This window comes from Deltaproteobacteria bacterium, from assembly GCA_026712905.1.
In the GTDB taxonomy this organism is placed as follows: domain Bacteria; phylum Desulfobacterota; class Binatia; order UBA9968; family JAJDTQ01; genus JAJDTQ01.
In genome coordinates, this window is record JAPOPM010000217.1 from 1 (window position 1) to 19064 (window position 19064).

The following is a 19064-nucleotide window of genomic DNA, read 5'->3' on the forward strand; positions in this document are numbered from 1 at the left end:
AAAGACTTTGTGGAGGGACTGCGCTGCGCCAACGTCAGTCCGCATGTGGCCCAGAACGATACCCACCGCCGTTCCGCCATTGACCGGCGCACCACCCGTCACGGTGGTTACGCAGTGAGCCAGCGCATCCGCAAACGGATCGAGGAAGGCTTCGGCTGGGCCAAGACCATCGGGGGCATGCGCAAACTCAAGCACCGGGGCCTGGCCAAGGTCGACTTCCAGTTCACCCTCACCTTCGCCGCCTACAACCTGGTACGACTGCGCACCTTGGGAGTCGGAGGTTGAGCATGCGTCCATGGCCTCAATGCGTCTGCGCCGCGCCCGCTGGCCTGAAATGGCCGGTGAAACAAGTCTATCTCGATGCCCTGAAGCCGGGTTTTCCATCGAATCACTCACAAACGCTCAAATCTAGGCGTTTTTCCACGGCCTGTTAGTGGGTCGTCCGGCAATTTCCTTCTTGGTGTAGAGCAAGCTGCGAAGATGATTGCTTCGCATGGGTTATACACTGGCGCTTCGGCGCAACAAGAGGATGCGGCTGCTCAGTCAATCAGCACGGACAAGGTTGTCTCCACCGATCCCCCGTACTACGACAACATCGGCTACGCGGACCTCTCGGACTTCTTCTACGTCTGGCTGCGCCGTGCCGTCCGATCGATCTATCCTGATCTCCTCGCTACGCTCGCCGTGCCAAAGGCCGAAGAGTTGGTTGCTACTCCGTACCGTCATGGAAACAAGGAGAAGGCAGATGCGTTCTTTCTTACAGGAATGACGAAGGCCATACGCAGTCTCGCAGAGCGGTCGCACCCCGGTTATCCGGTCACCATCTACTACGCCTTCAAGCAGTCAGAGACGAAAAGTGACACCGGGACGGTCAGCACTGGTTGGGAGGCTTTCCTGGCCGCGGTAATCGAGTCTGGTTTCTCCATTACGGGGACTTGGCCGATGCGCACCGAATACACCGGAAACCTGAAAGCCGGCACCAACGCCCTCGCCTCCTCCATCGTCCTCGTGTGCCGCCGGCGCCCCGGCGACGCACCCTTGGCCACCCGCCGCGAATTCGTCGCTGCGCTCAAGGCCGAGCTTCCGCTCGCCCTCGCCCACCTCCAGGCCGGCAACATCGCCCCGGTCGATTTCGCCCAGGCGGCCATCGGGCCGGGGATGGCGGTTTACACACGCTACGCCAAGGTATTAGAGGCCGACGGCAACCCGGTACCAGTGAGGGACGCGCTGGCGCTCATCAACCAAGTTCTCGACGAAACCCTTGCCGAGCAGGAAGGCGAGTTTGACGCGGATACTCGTTGGGCGTTGGCGTGGTTTGAGCAGCATGGGTTCGGCGAGGGGGAGTACGGCGTGGCGGAAATGCTCTCCAAGGCCAAGAACACGAGCATCGCGGGCGTCGTCCAGGGCGGTATCCTTGATTCTCGTGCAGGCAGAGTGCGGCTTCTGCGTCCAAGCGAATTAGCTGACGACTGGGATCCAACAGCCGATTCGCGACTCACGGTATGGGAAGTCGTCCACCAACTTGTCCGCGTCCTGGAGAGCGGCGGCGAGACGCGGGCCGCGGCGCTTCTCAGACGCCTTGGTGGAGTAGGGGAAACGGCGCGTGAGTTGGCCTATCGCCTCTACTCCATCGCGGAGCGAAAGGGTCGTCCCACGGAAGCGTTGGCCTACAATTCTCTGGTCCAGAGCTGGCCGGAGATTAGTCGATTGGCCGGCTCCCCAGAGCAGCCGGAGCTTCTTTGACAGCAGAGGCGTCAGCTTGAGAGATCTTGTAGACACGGGATAAACTACGCAATGGTGAACTGGGCGCGCTTCACGCCAGTGGACTTCGAGTATGACTTCGAGCGCGATGAGCTTGCGCCTCACAAGGTTAGCTTCGAGGAAGCAGTCGAATGCTTTTTCTCAGGCTTCGAAATTCGTCGCAACAAGTCGTACAAAGACCGTTATCAGCTATTGGGACGAACACAGGCCGGTAGGTGCTTGAAGTTATTTTCAACTGAAGCAGGACAATGTCGTCCGGATCATTTCGGGATGGCCGCTATGAATAAAAAATCGACACCCTTAACCGAAAGAGAAATTGACGACATCATCGTCGCCCAAGCGGACGATGATACGGCTTGGGGGAGATCGGTCCGTACTGGGAAAGACAAGGCCAAGACAGTACCTTTACCTACGTCGCTTGCAACGCGAGCTGCATTTTTCGCGCGCCTCCACCGAGAGAAGAGCATGGATGCGTGGATCGAACGGATCGTTCGAGACCGCCTCGATGTCGAAGAGGCAGCGTTTGCGGACCTGAAACGCGAACTGGCTGCACGTTGAGTTAACGTCCCACGGAGACACCTGTCGGATGGGAAGGAGCTTCAGCCGCCCCATTCCGGACTTCGTGATAGCAGAAGCCTGGCTCCCGTCTGCCGTCCCGTTCTCACTGTCGGCCATTCCACACACCCTCTGGAGACCTTCGTCGCCGTGTTGACGCGTTTCATTCACGGCGGCGCGGCACAGCGTGTATGTTCGCTTCGGCGGCCAGCCGCATCGAATGGGCTGTGGTCAAACAGGCCGAACGCGTTGGTTATCGACGGCTAGAACAGCATGGCGCCTCGGGAAGTGGGGCCTCGCTACGCGGAAGAACGGCGTTCGTGATAAATGATTACTCGGAATAGTACCGCAATACCGGAAACGAGCTGAGGCAACGGATGGCAATCACGAACCACGAGAGGGTTGGCAAGGCGATGGACCTCCTCCGGGAAGGTCTTGCGCCGTTTGTCGCGCGGGAGTTGAAGGGCAAGGACGTAACCGACGGTGTCTCCACATCCAACAAGCCCGTCTCCGAGCACGACGCGGCAGGTCTGCTCAAGCTGATCTGGGACAACTGGCAGTTGGTGTTCCGCAACATCCTGGGGAATTCGGAACGGAGCCTCGTGTCCGAGTTGCGTGGGTGGCGCAACAAGTGGGCACATCAAGAGAGCATTTCAGGCGACGACGCCTACCGGGCTCTCGACTCGGCGAGCCGTCTGCTGGCGGCTGTGTCGGCGCCTCAGTGGGAAGAACTTGACAAGCTCAAGATGGAGCTCCTCCGCGTCCGCTTTGATGAACAGACGCGAGGAGAGCGCCGCAGGCACGTAGGTGCGGCCATCGAGAGTGGCGCGACGGCCAGCCTCAAGCCGTGGCGCGAGGTCATCACGCCGCACGCGGATGTGGCGAGCGGCCGGTATCAACAAGCCGAGTTTGCCGCCGACCTGTGGCAGGTGCACGTGGGCGAGGGGACCGCGGAGTACAGAGACCCTGTGGAGTTCTTCCGCCGCACGTATCTCACGGAGAGCCTGAAGCGGCTGTTGGTGAGAGCGGTGCAACGCCTGACCGGGCAGGGCGGGGACCCCGTGGTGGACCTGCAGACCAACTTCGGTGGTGGCAAGACCCACTCGATGCTGGCGCTGTACCATCTGTTCTCGGGTGTGGCCGCCAGCGACCTGATGGACGTGGAGCAGATCATGCAGGAGGTAGGTCCGGATCCCCTGCCGTCCGTCACGCGGATCGTTCTCGTGGGCAACAAGATTTCGCCGGGCAACCCTTCCATCAAATCCGACGGCACGACGGTGCGGACCTTGTGGGGTGAGCTGGCTTGGCAACTTGGGGGAAAGCGCGCGTTCGAACGGGTCCGGGCGGATGACGAGAGGGCTACCAGCCCAGGCGATGTCCTGCGGGAGCTTCTTAACGAACACGGCCCCTGCCTGATCCTCATCGACGAGTGGGTCGCCTACGCGCGCCAACTTCACGATCACAGCGACCTCCCCGCCGGGAGCTTCGAGACCCAGTTCACCTTTGCTCAAGCCCTGACCGAGGCAGCCAAGGCAGCTGAAGGCTGCCTGCTGGTAATCAGCCTGCCGGCGTCGGATTCCGGCGGCTCGCCACACGCGGACGACGTGGAGGTGGGCGGCCAGCGGGGTCGCGAGGCCCTCGATCGGCTGCGCAACGTGGTGGGCCGTGTCGAATCATCCTGGCGCCCGGCCAGCGCCGAGGAGGGTTTCGAGATCGTGCGGCGGCGGCTCTTCGAGCCTCTTACCGATACGGCGCGGTTCAAGGACCGGGACGTGGTTGCACGGGCGTTCGCTGACCTCTACCGAACCCAGCACCAGGAGTTCCCGGTCGAATGTCGCGACGCGGACTACGAGAAACGCATCCGTGCGGCCTATCCTATTCACCCTGAGATCTTCGACCGTCTCTATACGGACTGGTCCACGCTGGTGAGCTTTCAGCGCACCCGGGGCGTTCTGCGCCTGATGGCCGCCGTGATTCACAGCTTGTGGGAGGGAACCGACCGAACCCCGCTCATCCTCCCGGCCAACATCTCGATCAACGATGGCCGTGTGCAGTTCGAGCTGACGCGCTACTTACCGGACCACTGGGTGCCGATCCTCGAAAAGGACGTTGACGGCGCCCACTCCTTGCCATTGCGAATCGACGGGCAGACATCCAACTTGGGCAAGTTTTCGGCCGCGCGTCGAGTAGCCCGCACTATCTATCTCGGCTCGGCACCCACGGTGGAGACCGCCAACCGTGGTCTGGAAGACCGCCACATAAAGCTTGGCTGTGTTCTGCCGGGCGAGTCGCCCGCGGTGTTCGGGGACGCTCTGAGACGGTTGGCGGGAGCGGCCACCTACCTCTACCAGGACGGAAACCGCTACTGGTACTCCACCCAGCCCACCGTCACCAAGCTGGCCGAAGACCGTGCCGAGCAATTGGGGCGGGAGCCGGACAAGGTTGTTCAGGAGTTGCGGAACCGTCTCACCGCCGACCTGAAGCTACGGGGTGACTTCAATCGGGTGCATCCGTTGCCGCAGTCGGGCCAAGATGTCCCGGATGACCTTGACGCACGCTTGGTGGTCTTGGGAAGCGACCAACCGTACAGCCGTGAGAGCGACAACCCGGCCCAGGCTTCGGCCGCGTCCATTCTCGAATCACGCGGCAGCGCCCCCAGGCTGTACCGCAACTCACTGGTTTTCCTGGCCGCTGACAGGACGCGCCTGCAGGATCTCGACGACGCGCTGAGACGCTACTTGGCATGGGAATCGATCGTGGCGGAGCGTGAGCAACTCGACCTGTCGCCACACCAGGTAAAGCAGGCCGAGACACAAAAGGAAGCAGCCTCTAGCGCAGTAACGGCGCGCCTGCCGGAGACCTATCAGTGGCTCTTGGTGCCCGTCCAGCCAAAACCGCAGGATGCCACGGGCTGGCAGGTGATTCGGTTGGTGGGACAGGATGCGTTGGCTGTGCGGGCAAGCAGGAGGCTCAAGAACGAGGAGCACTTGGTTACGGCTTTGGGCGCCACACGACTTCGGATGGAGATGGACAGAATCCCTCTATGGCGCGGCCATCATGTCGACATACGAGAGATCGTCGAAGACTTCGCCCGCTACCCTTATCTGCCGCGTCTGAAGGACTCCGGAGTCGTATTGGATGCCATCGCCAGCGGGGTTGCGCTCCTGAGCTGGCAGCAGGATTCATTCGCCTTCGCCGAGAGCTACAACGAGGACGGGCAGCGCTATCGTGGCCTCCGGGCCAATCAGATGATTACGGTACCGGACGGCGACTCCTCCGGTATGCTGGTGAAGCCCGCAGTAGCCCGGCAACAACTCGATGCGGAGAATGCCGCAGCAAAGACGCCAACCCGCCAACCCGACACGTCGGGAACTGGCGGAGAGACTACGGGCACTTCCTCTGAGACTGACCCCAAGCCGTCCGACACGCCGGCCTCCGCTCGACCAAAGCGCTTTCACGGCACTGTCTCTCTCGGTGCGATGCGGGCCGGGCTCGATGCAAGCCAGATCGCCGACGAAGTCATCTCACATTTGGCGGGTCTGGTTGGCGCTAAGGTCACCGCAACACTGGAGATCGAAGCCGAGATCCCCGATGGCGCCCCGGACCACGTGGTCCGCACCGTCACCGAGAACAGCCGCACGCTGAAGTTCACCAGCCACGGGTTTGAAGAGGAATAGCGGCAGGGGAGTCCCACGGCACAAGGGTGAAACAAGGCATGAAATTCTCAAGTTCAAAAAATCAAGCCGTTTTGCCGGGCTTCTAGCGAAACCTTGGACCAACCACGAATGCGATCCACCTGATCCTGCGCTTGTCGATCCCGATCTGGCCAGCGCGCGTTGGCTGTTATCTGTTCCAGCATCTCACCGCATCTCCGTTCATAGCTGTGGCGCTGAATCGGAGAAGTTCGCTCTTGCTCTCTTGCCCATTGAGAAGCTGCCTGCAACACGCTGAATGTCGTCCGGCCGTGCCTTGTCTCGTATGTTTCTGCAAGCGCAGACAAGGAAGCGCAGCGCTCCTGCCAGACGCGTGCAGTGCGCGCCTTTGGGTCGACCTGCGGAATCGCGAGTCTCAAGGTTTGCCAAGCGCCTTCCAAGACGCTCATCTCCGGCGTCAGTCGGACACCATAGATAGAGCCAATCTGTTCCGACAGCTCATTCGTTGGCAAGCGCCGGGCGTCTCGCGCGATTTGATCCATCAATTGGTGTTTAGTCTTGTGATGAGGGTCCCGGAACTGTATCGACTGTTTTCCGAAGATCATGCCGTTCCTGCAGATCCAACGGCAAATCCCGGCCTCAAGCCTGACGGCCTGCGTCCTGTTATAGCTGTTCACCACGCGGAGGAAGAACGTATGGCGACGTGGATCGACTCCGGGTTCGGGTGCAGGAACGGGAATTGGGATTGTGCAGTCAAGTGACGGTGCGGTGAAATCAGCGATGAAACTGCCTCGACCGGTCGCTAACATGACGTTGAACACGGTCATTCGGGTTTGGTGATGGGGACCAAACAAGCGCGCAAAGGCTTCTTGGCCGAGATCGACGACATCTTCATTGCGGATTAACCGATAGTGATCCGTAACGATGGCGAACGGCTCGTCCCCATGGCGGGGATCAACAGGCATCACCGCACGGTACCGTTTCGCGCGTCGGGACGGGGTACCGACGTACACGTCGGTCAAGGAAACAGGGAAGCAAGCGTCATTGAGTGCTTGCTCCCAGTTGCGACTATCAGAACTCGTCATCAGTGATCGGGGGAAGATGGTGAATGAAGAATTGGTGGAGCCGATGGGGATCGAACCCACGACCTCTAGATTGCGAACCTAGCGCTCTCCCAGCTGAGCTACGGCCCCACGCGTCTTGCAGGATCTCCAGAATAGCACCCCTCAAACCGCATGTAAATGCGCCACGATCAGCGCCACGATCAGCCGGTCCTTGACACCGCACCGCGGAGTTTCGTACGCCTGCCATCACGATGAGGACCGCGTACTTCGACCTGATCTCCGGCATCAGCGGGGATATGACCGTGGCGGCGCTGCTGGACCTGGGGGTGCCGCGCAAACGGCTTCAGGAGGAGCTGGGCAAGCTCGCGAACCTCGAGTTTCGCATGCGCGTGGGCAAGAAGGCGGTCAACGGTATCCGCGCGGTGCGGTTTCAGGTGCTCGCCGCCCAAGGGCAGCCGCGGCGAAGCTGGGCGGACATCCGCGCGCTGATCGAGCGGAGCGGGCTGTCGGCCGAGGTGAAGGCCCGCGGCTTGGCCATCTTCTCCAGGCTCGCCGAGGCGGAGGGGAAGATCCACGGGGTCGCGCCGGAGGAGGTTCACTTCCACGAGGTGGGGGCGGTGGACTCCATCGTGGACATCGTGGCGGCGGCCATCGGCACTTGTTTCCTCGGAATCGACGAGTTCGCCTGTTCCGCCGTGCCGCTGGGCCGGGGGCTGACCCGTTCGCTGCACGGGGTGTTGCCGGTGCCGGCGCCGGCGACGTTGGAGCTGTTGAAGGGGTTTCCGGTCGAGGGCGCGCACATCGAGGCGGAGAACGTGACGCCCACCGGCGCCGCCATCCTTTCGGCCCTCGTGACGGAGAAGGGCGAGGCTCCGGCCATGCGCGTCGAGCGGACGGGTTACGGCGCGGGCACGCTGGAGTTCGCGGACCGGCCCAACGTCTTGCGCATGGTGCTGGGGGAGAGCGCGTCTCGACTCGGACACGAGCGCATGTTGGTGATGGAGACCCACATCGACGACATGAACCCCGAGTTCTACGATTATGTGTTGGAGCGCCTCTTCGCGGAGGGGGCTCGTGACGTGACGCTTTCGCCCGTCCAGATGAAGAAGAACCGGCCGGGTACGTTGTTGCGCGTCGTCGCGGAACCGGAACAGCGGGATGCGCTGGCGGGGATCGTGTTGGGGGAAACCTCGACCCTCGGGGTGCGCTGCTACCTGGTGGACCGGCTGGTGTTGCCGCGGAGGACGCTGAAGCTCAAGACCCGTTTCGGCACGCTCACGGTCAAGGTCGCCGAGGAACCGGGCGGGGGCAAGCGGGCGACACCCGAATACGATCAGGCGCGGAAGGTCGCGGTGTCGAGGAAGGTGCCGTTGAAGGCGGTTTACGACGAGGTGACGCGCTGTTTCATGGGCGGGCAGTGACCCCCGGTCCACCCCTGGATTCCCGCTTCCGCGGGAATGACGTATTCGTAAGGTCTCCGCCTGGCGAGTATTGGCACAGCCTGTTTGGCGAATGACGATCGATGGCCCAAGTCGCGGTCTCTCTCTTCACGTGATCCGGGCAAGGTAGTCGAACTCGGCGTACCGCTGGAACAGGTCGCCCAGGTCGGGGCGCGTTTCCCGCGGCGTGGCCGGTCCCGGTCCGGACGCTCGCAGGAACGGGACTCTTCCCACGCACGGCACTCGCGTCATCTCCGCGAGGGTCTCCGCGTTGGTGTCCGTGGCCGGCGTCCTTTCACTCTCCATGTCGTTCAGGATGTATCCGGACACCTTCAGGTTGAGGCACGCGGCGTGTTCCAGGGTGAGCAGCGCGTGGTTGATGGCGCCGAGGCGGTTGCCCACCACCACGAGAACCGGGAGGCCGATCTCGCGGGCCAGGTCCGCGTAGGTATAGCTCGGGCGCAGCGGGACGAGCAGGCCGCCGGCGCCTTCCACCAGCATGAGGTCGTGGACGGCGCTCATGTCGCGGTACAGGCGCACGAGGAAGTCCGGCCGGATCTGCACGCCGGAGTGGGCGGCGGCCACGCTCGGAGCCACGGGGACGCCCAGCCGGTAGGGACAGATGCGCTCGATGGATTCGTTGCTGCCGGCCGCGGCCTTGAGGAAGGTGGCGTCCTGGGGCACCAGGTGCCCCTTCTCGTTCCGGCAGCCGGATTCCGCGGGCTTCATCACGCCGACCTTGAACCCGGCCTCCCTGAACGCGGCGGCCAGGCCGCACGCCACCAGAGTCTTGCCCACGCCGGTGTCCGTGCCGGTGATGAAAAAGCCGCGGCTCACGAGGCTTCCGTGACGTGGCGGATGGAGTCGCGCACCACGTCCACCAGGGTCGCCAACTCGGCGTCGCTGATGGTAAGCGGCGGGAGCATGATGAGGGTGTCCCCCAGCGGGCGCACGATGACGCCGCGCCGCCGGGCTTCCAGCACCACCTGGTTGGCGATCCTGAGGCCGGGGTCGTAGCGCTCGCCGCGCGCCTTGTCCTTCACCAGTTCCATGCCCGTCATGAAGCCGCGCTGGCGGATCTCGCGCACGTGGGGAAGGGAGAGGATGTCCGCCTGGAGCGTTTGCTCGAGCCACGTCATCTTGGCCGGCACCGTCTCCATCAGCGCTTCCCGCTCGAAGATGTCCAGTCCGGCCAGCGCCACGGCGCAGCACAGGGGGTTGCCGGTGTAGGTGTGGCCGTGGAAGAAGCTCTTGAACTCGCCGTACTCGCCCAGGAACGCGGAGAAGATCTGCTCGGTGGCGAAGGTCGCCGCCAGCGGCAGGTAGCCGCCGGTGATGCCCTTGCCCACGCACATGAGGTCCGGGGTCACGCCGTCGTGCTCGCACGCCCACATGCGCCCGGTGTGCCCGAAGCCCGTGGCCACCTCGTCGGCGATGAACAGGACGCCGTTGTCGGCGCAGATGTCCCGGATGGCCCGGACGTAGCCGGCGGGCTGGGGCCACATGCCCGCGGCCCCTTGCATGACGGGCTCCATGATGAACGCCGCCAGACGGTCTTTCTCCCGGCCGACCGTGGCGCGCGCCTCAGCCACGGAACGTTCCATGGCCTCGGCCTCGGTCAGGCCCTGTTCCCGCTGATACGCGTAGGGCGGCTTTACCGACAGCGCGGGGAACAGCATGGTGCGGTGGTAGTGGTGGAACAGCTCGCTGTAGCCCACGCTCATGGCCCCGACCGTGTCTCCGTGGTACGACTCCTCCAGCCGCGCGAATTGGGTCCGCTCGGTCTGCCCCAGGAGTTGCCAGTACTGCACCGCCAGCTTGAGCGCCACCTCCACGGCGGTGGCGCCGCTGTCCGAATAGAACACGCGGGTGAGCCCCGGCGGCATGACGGCCGTGAGCCGGGCGGCCAGCTCGATGCCGGGTACGTGGCTGAGCCCGAGGAAGGTGGAGTGCGCGATGCGGTCGGTCTGCGCCTTGAGGGCCTCGTCCAGCTCCGGCCGCCGGTGCCCGAACAGGTTGCACCACAGCGAGGAAACCCCGTCGAGGTAGCGATTGCCGTTGACGTCGATGAGGTAGCTTCCGTCCCCCTCGGCGATGATGCATGGGTCCTCGCCCATCCATTCCTGCATCTGCGTGAACGGGTGCCACAGGTGCGTGTGGTCCATGCGTTTGAGGGTGTCGTATCTGTCGCTGCTGCCCATGGTTCTCCGTTCGTGTGGCGCTGGCCGGGGATCGCCCCCGGTGATCCGACCTACCGCTGTCTGGCGGCGGCCGTCGCCGATGGCTCGTTGTATTCCGGGCCGGGAAGGTTCTCGCCGGCTCGCGCGAAGGCGTCGAGGGCGCGGTCGAGTTGTTCGTTCGTATGGGTCGCCATGGTGGTGACCCGCAGCCGCGACGTGCCCGGAGGCACCGTGGGCGGGCGGATGCCCTGTACGTAGAAGCCGGCGTCCAGGAGCCGCGCCGCAAGCTCCATGCACGGCTGCTCCTCTCCCACCATGACCGGAATGATCTGCGTGCTCCCGCCCACCGTGTAGCCGAGCCGCCCCAGGCCGTTGCGCAAACGCTCGGTGTTGTGCCGCAGCGCGCACTGCCGCTCGGGTTCCTTCTCCACCAGGTCCACGGCCGCGCCCGCCATGGCCAGCACCACCGGCGGCAGCGAGGTTGTGAAGATGAAGCTGCGCGCGCGGTTGATGAGCAGCTCCTTCAGCCTGGCGCTGCCCGCGACATAGGCGCCGAAGGCGCCCAAGGCCTTGCCCAGGGTGCCCATCTGCACCAGGACCCGATCGCCGAGCCCCATCTCCGCCACAACGCCGGCGCCGTTGGGTCCGCGGACCCCGGTGCCGTGGGCCTCGTCCACCATCACCATGGCCCCGTGACGCTCCGCCAACTCCACCAGCTCCCGAAGGGGCGCGATGTCTCCGTCCATGCTGAATACGGACTCGGTGGCGATGAGCTTGCGCGCCTCGGCCGGCGCCGCCTCCAGCAGGCTCTCCAGGTGGTCCATGTCACAGTGACGGTACACGGACACCGCCGCGCGCGAGAGCCGGCAGCCGTCGATGATGCTGGCGTGGTTCAACTGGTCGCTCAGCACCACGTCGTCCTTTTCCACCAGCGTGGCGATGATGCCGACGTTGGCCTGGTAGCCGCTGTTGAACACCAGCGCCGCCTCGGTGCCCTTGAAGCGCGCGAGGCGTTGCTCCAGCTCCTCGTGGGCGGTCATGTTGCCGGAGATGAGCCGCGAAGCGCCCGAGCCGCAGCCGTAGCGGTCCAGCGCTTGCCGGGCGGCTTCCTTCAGGGCGGGATGGTTGGCCAACCCCAGGTAGTTGTTGGAGGACAGGTTCAGCACTTCCCGGCCGTTGAGCACGACGGTGGCGTCCTGCTCGCCGTCCACCACCTTCAACTCGCGGTAGAGGTTGCGGCTCCGGATCTCGTCCAGCCTCTGTTCGATGAAGTCGGCCATGCCTCGGTGGGTAGATATCAGAAATACGACAACCGAACCATTGCCGTGGAACGGGCTGCGTCAAAACTCACGGGGTAGGGCCCTTCGAAACGTCATTCCCGCGGAAGCGGGAATCCAGGGGCGGTGAGGCGGGGAAACGCCGCTGTAACACCCCACCACCACCCCTGGATTCCCGCTTCCGCGGGAATGACGTTTCGACGTTTCGGGGGTGGTTGCCTCTCCAAGATGGTGTTCCGACACAGCCTGTTCCGCGGGAATGACGATTCCGGGCGTTCGAGTTGTTGCACGACGTGGAGGACGGGAAATCAAGGAAACCAAGGCTTGGAGGAACGTCCGTCACATTGACATTGACGAATCCGTACCTAGATTTTTCTGTGAACAACCGGGGAACCGGAGGGATTTATGGACATCAATCGTTTGACCGAGAAATCGCAGGAAGCGTTGCGCCAAGCCCAGACACTGGCCTCGCGGCGCAATCATCAAGGGGTGGACGTCGAGCATCTCTTGGCGGCTCTGCTGGAGCCGTCGGACGGCGTGGTCACGGCGCTGCTGACCCAGACCGGCGTTTCCGTGCTGGCGGTGAAGAAGGGGCTGGAGACGGAGCTCGACCGCATCCCCCGGGTGACCGGAGCGGGAGCCGCGGCCGGTCCGGAGCAGGTCTACGTCACCCAGCGGCTGTCGCGGCTGTTCGCCCGCGCCGAGGACGAGGCCGGGAAGCTCAAGGACGAGTACATCAGTGTCGAGCACCTGCTGCTGGCGATTCTCGAGGACGGAGGCAAGGCGAGCCAGGTGCTGCGAGCCCATGGGGTCGGCCGCGACACGCTGCTGGAAGCGCTCCAGAAGGTACGCGGGCATCAGCGCGTGACGAGCCAGAACCCGGAAGGCACGTACCAGGCGCTGGAACGCTACGGCCGCGACCTTACCCAGCTCGCGTCCCAGGGCAAGCTCGATCCCGTCATCGGCCGGGACGAGGAGATCCGCCGGGTGGTGCAGGTGCTGTCGCGCCGCACCAAGAACAACCCCGTGCTCATCGGCGATCCGGGCGTGGGCAAGACCGCCATCGTCGAGGGGCTGGCGCTGCGCATCGTGGCCGGCGACGTGCCCGAGGGGCTCAAGCACAAGCGCATCGTGGTGCTGGACATGGGGCTGCTCATCGCCGGCGCCAAGTACCGGGGCGAGTTCGAGGAACGCCTCAAGGCGGTCCTCAAGGAGGTGCAGAAGTCGTCGGGCGAGGTGATCCTGTTCATCGACGAGTTGCACACCGTGGTGGGTGCGGGCGCCGCCGAAGGCGCCATGGACGCCAGCAATCTGCTGAAGCCCATGCTGGCTCGGGGCGAGCTGCACTGCATCGGCGCCACCACCCTGGACGAGTACCGCAAGTACGTGGAGAAGGACCGGGCGCTGGAGCGCCGCTTCCAGCCCGTGACCGTGGACCAGCCCACGGTGGAGGACACCGTCTCCATCCTGCGGGGGTTGCGTGAGCGCTACGAGCTGCACCACGGCGTGCGCATCAAGGACGGCGCGCTGGTGACCGCGGCGGTGCTGTCGCACCGCTACATCAGCGACCGCTTCCTGCCGGACAAGGCCATCGACCTGGTGGACGAGGCGGCCTCCAAGCTGCGCACGGAGATCGACTCCATGCCCACGGAGTTGGACCAGGCGTCCCGGCAGGTCATGCAGCTCGAGATCGAGCGCGAGGCCCTGCGCAAGGAGAGCGACGACGCCTCGCGGGAGCGTCTGGCCAAGCTCGAGAACGAGCTGGCCAACTTCAAGGAAGAGGCCAATTCCCTCAAGGCGCGCTGGGAGATGGAGAAGGGCGCCATCGCCAGGCTGCGCCAGCTCAAGGAGGAGATCGACGAGACCCGCCGGGCCATGGAGCAGGCGGAGCGCGAGTACGACCTCAACCGCTTGGCCGAGTTGAAGTACGGCAAGCTGAGCGAGCTGGAGAACGACCTGGCCAAGCAGCAGGACAGCCTCAAGACCGAGGACGGCGGCGTGCTGCTCAAGGAGGAAGTGGACGAGGACGACATCGCCGAGGTGGTGTCGCGCTGGACCGGTGTGCCGGTGTCGAAGCTCCTGGAGGGCGAGCGGGAGAAGCTGCTGCACCTGGGCGAGCACCTGCACAAGCGGCTCATCGGCCAGGACGAGGCGGTGTCGGCGGTGGCCGACGCGGTGGTGCGCGCGCGTTCGGGTCTCAAGGACCCGCAACGGCCCATCGGGTCGTTCATCTTCCTGGGCCCCACGGGCGTGGGCAAGACCGAATTGGGCCGGGCGCTGGCCGAGTTCCTGTTCGACGACGAGGCCAACATGGTGCGCCTGGACATGTCCGAGTACATGGAGAAACACACCGTGGCACGGTTGCTGGGCGCGCCTCCCGGATACGTGGGATACGACGAGGGCGGGCAGCTCACCGAGGCGGTGCGCCGCCATCCCTACTCGGTGATCCTGTTCGACGAGGTAGAGAAGGCCCATCCGGACGTGTTCAACGTCATGCTGCAGATCCTCGACGACGGCCGCCTGACCGACGGCCACGGGCGCACCGTGGACTTCAAGAACACGGTAGTGATCATGACCTCCAACATGGGCAGCCAGCTCATCCTCAACTACAGCGGGCGCAACGACGACCGCGCGTACGAGGCCATGAAGCGGGAGGTGCTCGATGTGCTGCGGCGGGAGTTCCGCCCGGAGTTCCTGAACCGCGTGGACGACATCGTGGTGTTCCACGGCCTCACCCGGGAGGACCTCCGGGAGATCGTCGAGATCCAGCTCGGCCACCTGAGCGAGCGCCTGAGCGAGCGCCACATCCGCCTGGAACTGACCCGGAAGGCCAAGGACCACTTCGCCGACACCGGCTACGACCCCGCCTACGGCGCCCGGCCCCTCAAGCGCCTGATCCAGAAGGAGCTGGAGACCGCGCTGGCGCGGAAGCTCCTGGCCGGCGAGGTCAAGGACCATAGCCGGGTGGTCGTGGACCACGACGGCAGCGAGCTGACCGTGTCGGCGTCGGAGGTGGCCGACGCCGCGTAACGGATCTCCCCGGTTCCCTCCGTCGTTCCGCTCTCGTGGGAGCGACGGAGGCACTTGGATATGACGCCCCGCGGGGTCATTTGCAATGCCCTCGGGGGCTGGCTAGAATTCCCGGATGCAGTCCATCCTCAGAAAAAACATCGAAGATCTGGAGGGTTACACGCCTGGTGCGCAGCCCAAGCAGACCGATCTGATCAAGCTCAACACCAACGAGAACCCCTACCCGCCGTCCCCCAGGGTGCTGGCCGCGGTGCGCCGCGAGATCTCCTCGTCGCTGCGCCTCTATCCCGATCCCGTGGCCCTGGAACTGCGCGAGCGCGCGGCCGCCCTCTACAACGTCGGTCCGGAAAACGTCATGGCGGGCAACGGCTCGGACGAGCTGCTGTCCATCCTCATGCGCTGCTACGTGGGCGAGGGCGACAGCGTCGCCTACCCGGTGCCCACCTACTCGCTGTACGAGACGCTTGTCGCCATCCAGGGCGGCGAGAGCGTGACGGTGCCCTACGCCGACAACTTCACGATCCCGTCACCGCTCTACTTCCAGTCGAGCAAGGTGACCATCCTGTGCAACCCCAACGCCCCCTCGGGCACGCTGGAGCCGGTGAGCGAGATCGCGCGGCTGGCGCGCTCCGTGGCCGGCCTGCTGGTGGTGGACGAGGCCTACATCGACTTCGCCGACAGCGACGAAAGCGCCATCGCGCTGGTCAAGCGCTTTCCCAACCTGGTGGTGCTGCGCACCTTCTCCAAGGCGTATTCGCTGGCCGGCATGCGCGTGGGTCTGGTCTTCGGCGGCGAGGACATCGTGCGCAGCCTGATGAAGGTGAAGGACTCCTACAACCTGTGCCGCCTGAGCCTGGCGGCGGCCGTGGCGGCCCTGGAGGACGTGGAGTGGATGCAACGCAACGTCGCGCGCATCCAGCGCACCCGCGGAACCCTGGTCCGGGGACTGCGCCGGCTGGGCTTCGAGGTTCATGCGTCCCAGGCCAACTTCGTCATGGCCCGGCTCGGCCGGGACAGCATCCGCTGGCTGCATGAAGGACTGCACGAGAAGGGCATCCTGGTGCGCTTCTTCGATACCCCGGAGTTGTCCAACATGATGCGGATCACCGTGGGCAAGCCAGGTGAGATCCAGGCGCTGCTCAGGGAGACGGCAGCCCTGTTGCAAGGCCGCGGCGTCACGCAGCGGGCGTCGTAGCGCGCGCCGGCGGGTTGGCGACCCTTCCGTCAGTGAAGCGGCACGACGTGCGTGTGCGGCGTGGGTCCTACACGATCGCGGTTGTTCAGTATTTTCCGGAAGACGGACGACGTTGGCGCGGAGCCGAGGCCGCTTCGCCTGTTGCCTCACGCTCTGGAGCGTTGGCCAGCGACAGTACAAGCCGCACGAGTTCGGCCTGCCGCGAAACGCCGTGCTTGGCGAACATGTGCTTTACGTGCGCTCGGATCGTGCTTTCCTTTCGACCCATCCTCGCGGCGATTTTACGGACGCTCATGCCTTCGGCCAACAGCACGGCCACCCGGCTCTCCATCTCCGTGAGGCCCAAGGCCTGACCGACCATGGCCGGATCGATGTGGGGCCAGCTCACCGGATCCACGACCAGGACGAGCGCCGCGACCGGCCAAGCCCGCACGTCCGTCTTCCGCCCGTCCACCGGGTTGACGTGCAGCACCAGCGGTGACGGCGCAAACTGACGCCGTACCATGATCGATCCGCTGACGCCCTGGACCCGGAACGGCGGGAGCGCCCGACTTAATAGCTTCTGGAGGCCGATGTTGTCTCCGGGCGTACCGGCGAACAGGAACCCGTCGTGGTCGACGAGACCGTCTCCAACACGCAGCAATCTCCCGGCACTGTCGTTCACATTCACGATCCGCCCACGCGGGTCGAGTTGGATGATGCCCGCTCCAGTGGTGTCGAGCAGCTCCGTGAGGGACGCGCCCAAGGCCCCCGAGCCGGCAAGCACTTGGCGGACGCGGACGTATTGACGGAGATGGGGTAGTAGACGCCCGATCAGTTCGAGCTGGGGCGCCGACCAGTCGTTACCGACAACCGGGTCCAACACGCCCAAGTAAATGTTTGCGCCGTCGGGTCCGTCAAGGCGCACGTTGAGGCTGTTCTGGGCGTGCATACGGGGCGCCAGCTCGTTGTATACCAGGGAGGTCTTCCGCTCCGCCGCGGTGAAGAGGTTGGTCATATGGACCGGCTGGCTGTCGGGGAGCCGCATAAAACGCGGGACTCGTTCGTCTATGGGCATATAGACCTGGACGTACTCGCGTTCCAATTCGTGGTCCTGTCGCCCGCGGTAACAGAACTCCGCCAAATAGACCTGGAGGTTCTCCGGGCAGGAAAAGTCGACAACCGCCAGGCAGTGGCCGTGCACGCCGAGGGCGTCGTCGATCAGCGCGGAGGCGGCCGACCAGCGCCGATCGTCCAACGCCGCCTCGTGCATCGATGACAGGATGCGCTCGAACGTCTCGTGGTTGATCATGAGGGCAGGACCCTACGCCGCACCGCCGTTCACCCGGCGGTTCTCCTCCACGCGGATCTTGAGGATGCGGCGGCCTTCCATGTCGGCGATGGTGAGGCGGTGGCCGTCGGTCTCGATCTTTTCGCCGCCGCGGGGGATGCGTTTCAGCTTGGCCAGCACGAAACCGGCCAGGGTGTGGTAGTCCACGGACTCCTCGAAGGGCAGGTCGTAGTCGGACTGCAGGTCCTTCAGCAGGGCGGAGCCGGACACCACCAGCGAGCCGTCGGGGAGGCGTTCCACCGGCCCGCGCTCCTCGGCGTCGTATTCGTCGCGGATCTCGCCGACGATCTCTTCGATGATGTCCTCCAGGCTCGCCAGCCCTTCCACTTCGCCGTACTCGTTCACCACCAGGGCCAGCGCCATGCGCCGGCGCTGCAGGTCCTTCAGGAGCTGGCTGATGGGCAGCGAGCTGGGTACGAAGAAGGGCGGGTGCACCATGGCGCGCAGGTCGATGGGCTCGTTGGCCTGCATGGCGCGCAGGATGTCCTTGTTGTAGGCGATGCCCAGGACCTGGTCCAACTCGTTCTCGTACACGGGCAGGCGCGAGAAGCCGCTCTCGACGAAGTTTCGCAGCACATCGTCCGGCTCGGACTCGACGTCGATGGCGTGGATCTCGGTGCGCGGCACCATGACGGCCCTGACCGGGGTGTCGGCGAAGTCGAAGACGCTGTGAATCAGCTCCTTCTCGGTCTCGTCGAAGATCCCCTTGGCGGTGCCCTCGCGAATGATCGACTTGACCTCCTCCTCGGAAATGAAGCTCGCGGACCCGGTCTCCTTGCCACCGAACAGCCGCAGGACCACGTTGCTGGAGCGGGTCAGGAACGCCACGAGGAACGACGTGCACCTGGAGATGGCGTCGATGGGGAGTGCCACGAAGAACGCGATGCGCTCGGAAAAGCGCAGCGCCATGGACTTGGGTACGAGTTCGCCCAACACCAGGCTGAGGTAGGCGATGGGCAGGACCACGAAGAGGATGGCCGCGTAGTTGCCCCAGGTCTCGGCGTAGGGCAGCGGCAGCGATTGGAGTTGCGGCGTGAGGACCTGGATGGCGCCGGCGCCGCCGATGGCGGAGGCCAGGGTGCTGACGAAGGTGATGCCGATCTGCACCGTGGCGAGGAACCGGTCGGGCTCATCCTTGAGTCGCCCGAGGGCCGCGGCGGCGCGCGTGCCCTTGCCCTGCACCTGGTCGACGCGCGTCCTGCGCGTGGCGATCACGGCGATCTCCGCCGCCGCGAAGAAGCCGTTGGCCAGGATCAACAGCAGGATGATCGTGGCGCCCAACCATAAACTCTCGAACATCGAAACATCTCCCATCCGGAATGCCGGGACGTAAAGGGACACGGAGGAACACCGCTCCGGCTCGGGCCGGACGCGGGCGTTCCCGACAGACGCGCGGTCGGTCTAGGGGTGCATTTGTCCCGATGGGGCAATCAAGAGTTTGAGGAAGCGGGGGAGGGCGATGGAAGCCTTCAGGGCCGGAATGCGCGACGGCGGTATACTGTCGTCTTGTGGGTCGTCGGACATCTATGGAACTCCTTGTCTCCTGCGCCAGGAGACGGCCGATATTCTGCCAGGAATCT

At 64.5% G+C, this 19064-nt stretch carries 12 protein-coding genes, 1 tRNA gene and 1 pseudogene; 7 read left to right on the top strand and 7 right to left on the bottom strand.

From position 1 onward, the window contains the following. From OXF11_17795 to OXF11_17810, 4 genes and pseudogenes are all read left to right on the top strand, one after another. On the top strand, window positions 1–285 hold a 285-nt coding region (locus OXF11_17795), incomplete at its 5' end, for a transposase (GenBank protein MCY4488954.1). A gap of 243 nt (window positions 286–528) precedes the next feature. Then, window positions 529–1743: pseudogene (locus OXF11_17800) on the top strand (hypothetical protein). A 51-nt stretch (window positions 1744–1794) separates the two neighbouring features. Continuing rightward, the gene (locus OXF11_17805; GenBank protein ID MCY4488955.1) at window positions 1795–2319 is read left to right on the top strand and encodes a hypothetical protein; all 525 of its coding nucleotides are present in this window, start codon (window positions 1795–1797) and stop codon (window positions 2317–2319) included. Between the two features lie 374 nt (window positions 2320–2693). Then, window positions 2694–5993 (top strand): DUF499 domain-containing protein, encoded by a 3300-nt coding sequence (locus OXF11_17810; GenBank protein MCY4488956.1) that lies wholly within the window; start codon window positions 2694–2696, stop codon window positions 5991–5993. Window positions 5994–6046: 53 nt separating this feature from the next. On the opposite strand, the gene OXF11_17815 is transcribed toward OXF11_17810, so the two are convergent. Together OXF11_17815 and OXF11_17820 are read right to left on the bottom strand one after the other, a co-directional pair. Then, window positions 6047–7114, bottom strand: coding sequence for a DUF932 domain-containing protein (locus OXF11_17815; GenBank protein ID MCY4488957.1), 1068 nt, complete (start codon window positions 7112–7114; stop codon window positions 6047–6049). Further along, window positions 7087–7162 (bottom strand) — tRNA-Ala (locus OXF11_17820). Before OXF11_17820 ends, OXF11_17815 begins: the two co-directional genes overlap by 28 nt. A 122-nt stretch (window positions 7163–7284) precedes the next feature. Between OXF11_17820 and larC the strand changes: the two genes are divergently transcribed. Then, window positions 7285–8454, top strand: coding sequence for a nickel pincer cofactor biosynthesis protein LarC (gene larC / locus OXF11_17825; GenBank protein ID MCY4488958.1), 1170 nt, complete (start codon window positions 7285–7287; stop codon window positions 8452–8454). A 126-nt stretch (window positions 8455–8580) separates the two neighbouring features. Here the strand turns inward: larC and bioD are convergent, their stop codons facing one another. Genes bioD through bioF form a run of 3 tightly spaced genes read right to left on the bottom strand, consistent with a single transcriptional unit; the run spans window position 8581 to window position 11932 of the window. After that, window positions 8581–9309: a dethiobiotin synthase gene (gene bioD, locus OXF11_17830; protein ID MCY4488959.1), complete on the bottom strand. Its 729-nt coding sequence runs from the start codon at window positions 9307–9309 to the stop codon at window positions 8581–8583. Next, on the bottom strand, window positions 9306–10673 hold the full coding sequence (gene bioA, locus OXF11_17835; protein ID MCY4488960.1) for an adenosylmethionine--8-amino-7-oxononanoate transaminase: 1368 nt from the start codon (window positions 10671–10673) through the stop codon (window positions 9306–9308). Before bioA ends, bioD begins: the two co-directional genes overlap by 4 nt. A gap of 50 nt (window positions 10674–10723) precedes the next feature. Continuing rightward, window positions 10724–11932: an 8-amino-7-oxononanoate synthase gene (gene bioF, locus OXF11_17840; protein ID MCY4488961.1), complete on the bottom strand. Its 1209-nt coding sequence runs from the start codon at window positions 11930–11932 to the stop codon at window positions 10724–10726. A 402-nt stretch (window positions 11933–12334) separates the two neighbouring features. Between bioF and clpB the strand changes: the two genes are divergently transcribed. After that, window positions 12335–14959 carry an ATP-dependent chaperone ClpB gene (gene clpB, locus OXF11_17845; GenBank protein MCY4488962.1) on the top strand — a complete coding sequence of 875 codons (2625 nt, stop codon included), beginning with the start codon at window positions 12335–12337 and terminating at the stop codon, window positions 14957–14959. Between the two features lie 115 nt (window positions 14960–15074). After that, the gene (gene hisC / locus OXF11_17850; protein MCY4488963.1) at window positions 15075–16154 is read left to right on the top strand and encodes a histidinol-phosphate transaminase; all 1080 of its coding nucleotides are present in this window, start codon (window positions 15075–15077) and stop codon (window positions 16152–16154) included. A gap of 85 nt (window positions 16155–16239) precedes the next feature. Here hisC and OXF11_17855 read toward each other — a convergent pair whose 3' ends face one another. Further along, window positions 16240–17445 carry a LuxR C-terminal-related transcriptional regulator gene (locus OXF11_17855; GenBank protein MCY4488964.1) on the bottom strand — a complete coding sequence of 402 codons (1206 nt, stop codon included), beginning with the start codon at window positions 17443–17445 and terminating at the stop codon, window positions 16240–16242. A 12-nt stretch (window positions 17446–17457) separates the two neighbouring features. After that, the gene (locus tag OXF11_17860) at window positions 17458–18783 is read right to left on the bottom strand and encodes a hemolysin family protein (protein ID MCY4488965.1); all 1326 of its coding nucleotides are present in this window, start codon (window positions 18781–18783) and stop codon (window positions 17458–17460) included. Window positions 18784–19064: the final 281 nt, after the last annotated feature.

Bases quoted from the DNA above. Each gene is read 5' to 3' on its own strand.
- OXF11_17805 (MCY4488955.1), top strand. From the start codon at position 1,795: ATGGTGAACTGGGCGCGCTTCACGCCAGTGGACTTCGAGTATGACTTC.
- OXF11_17810 (MCY4488956.1), top strand. From the start codon at position 2,694: ATGGCAATCACGAACCACGAGAGGGTTGGCAAGGCGATGGACCTCCTC.
- larC (MCY4488958.1), top strand. From the start codon at position 7,285: ATGAGGACCGCGTACTTCGACCTGATCTCCGGCATCAGCGGGGATATG.
- bioA (MCY4488960.1), bottom strand. From the start codon at position 10,673: ATGGGCAGCAGCGACAGATACGACACCCTCAAACGCATGGACCACACG.
- bioF (MCY4488961.1), bottom strand. From the start codon at position 11,932: ATGGCCGACTTCATCGAACAGAGGCTGGACGAGATCCGGAGCCGCAAC.
- clpB (MCY4488962.1), top strand. From the start codon at position 12,335: ATGGACATCAATCGTTTGACCGAGAAATCGCAGGAAGCGTTGCGCCAA.
- hisC (MCY4488963.1), top strand. From the start codon at position 15,075: ATGCAGTCCATCCTCAGAAAAAACATCGAAGATCTGGAGGGTTACACG.
- OXF11_17855 (MCY4488964.1), bottom strand. From the start codon at position 17,445: ATGATCAACCACGAGACGTTCGAGCGCATCCTGTCATCGATGCACGAG.
- OXF11_17860 (MCY4488965.1), bottom strand. From the start codon at position 18,783: ATGTTCGAGAGTTTATGGTTGGGCGCCACGATCATCCTGCTGTTGATC.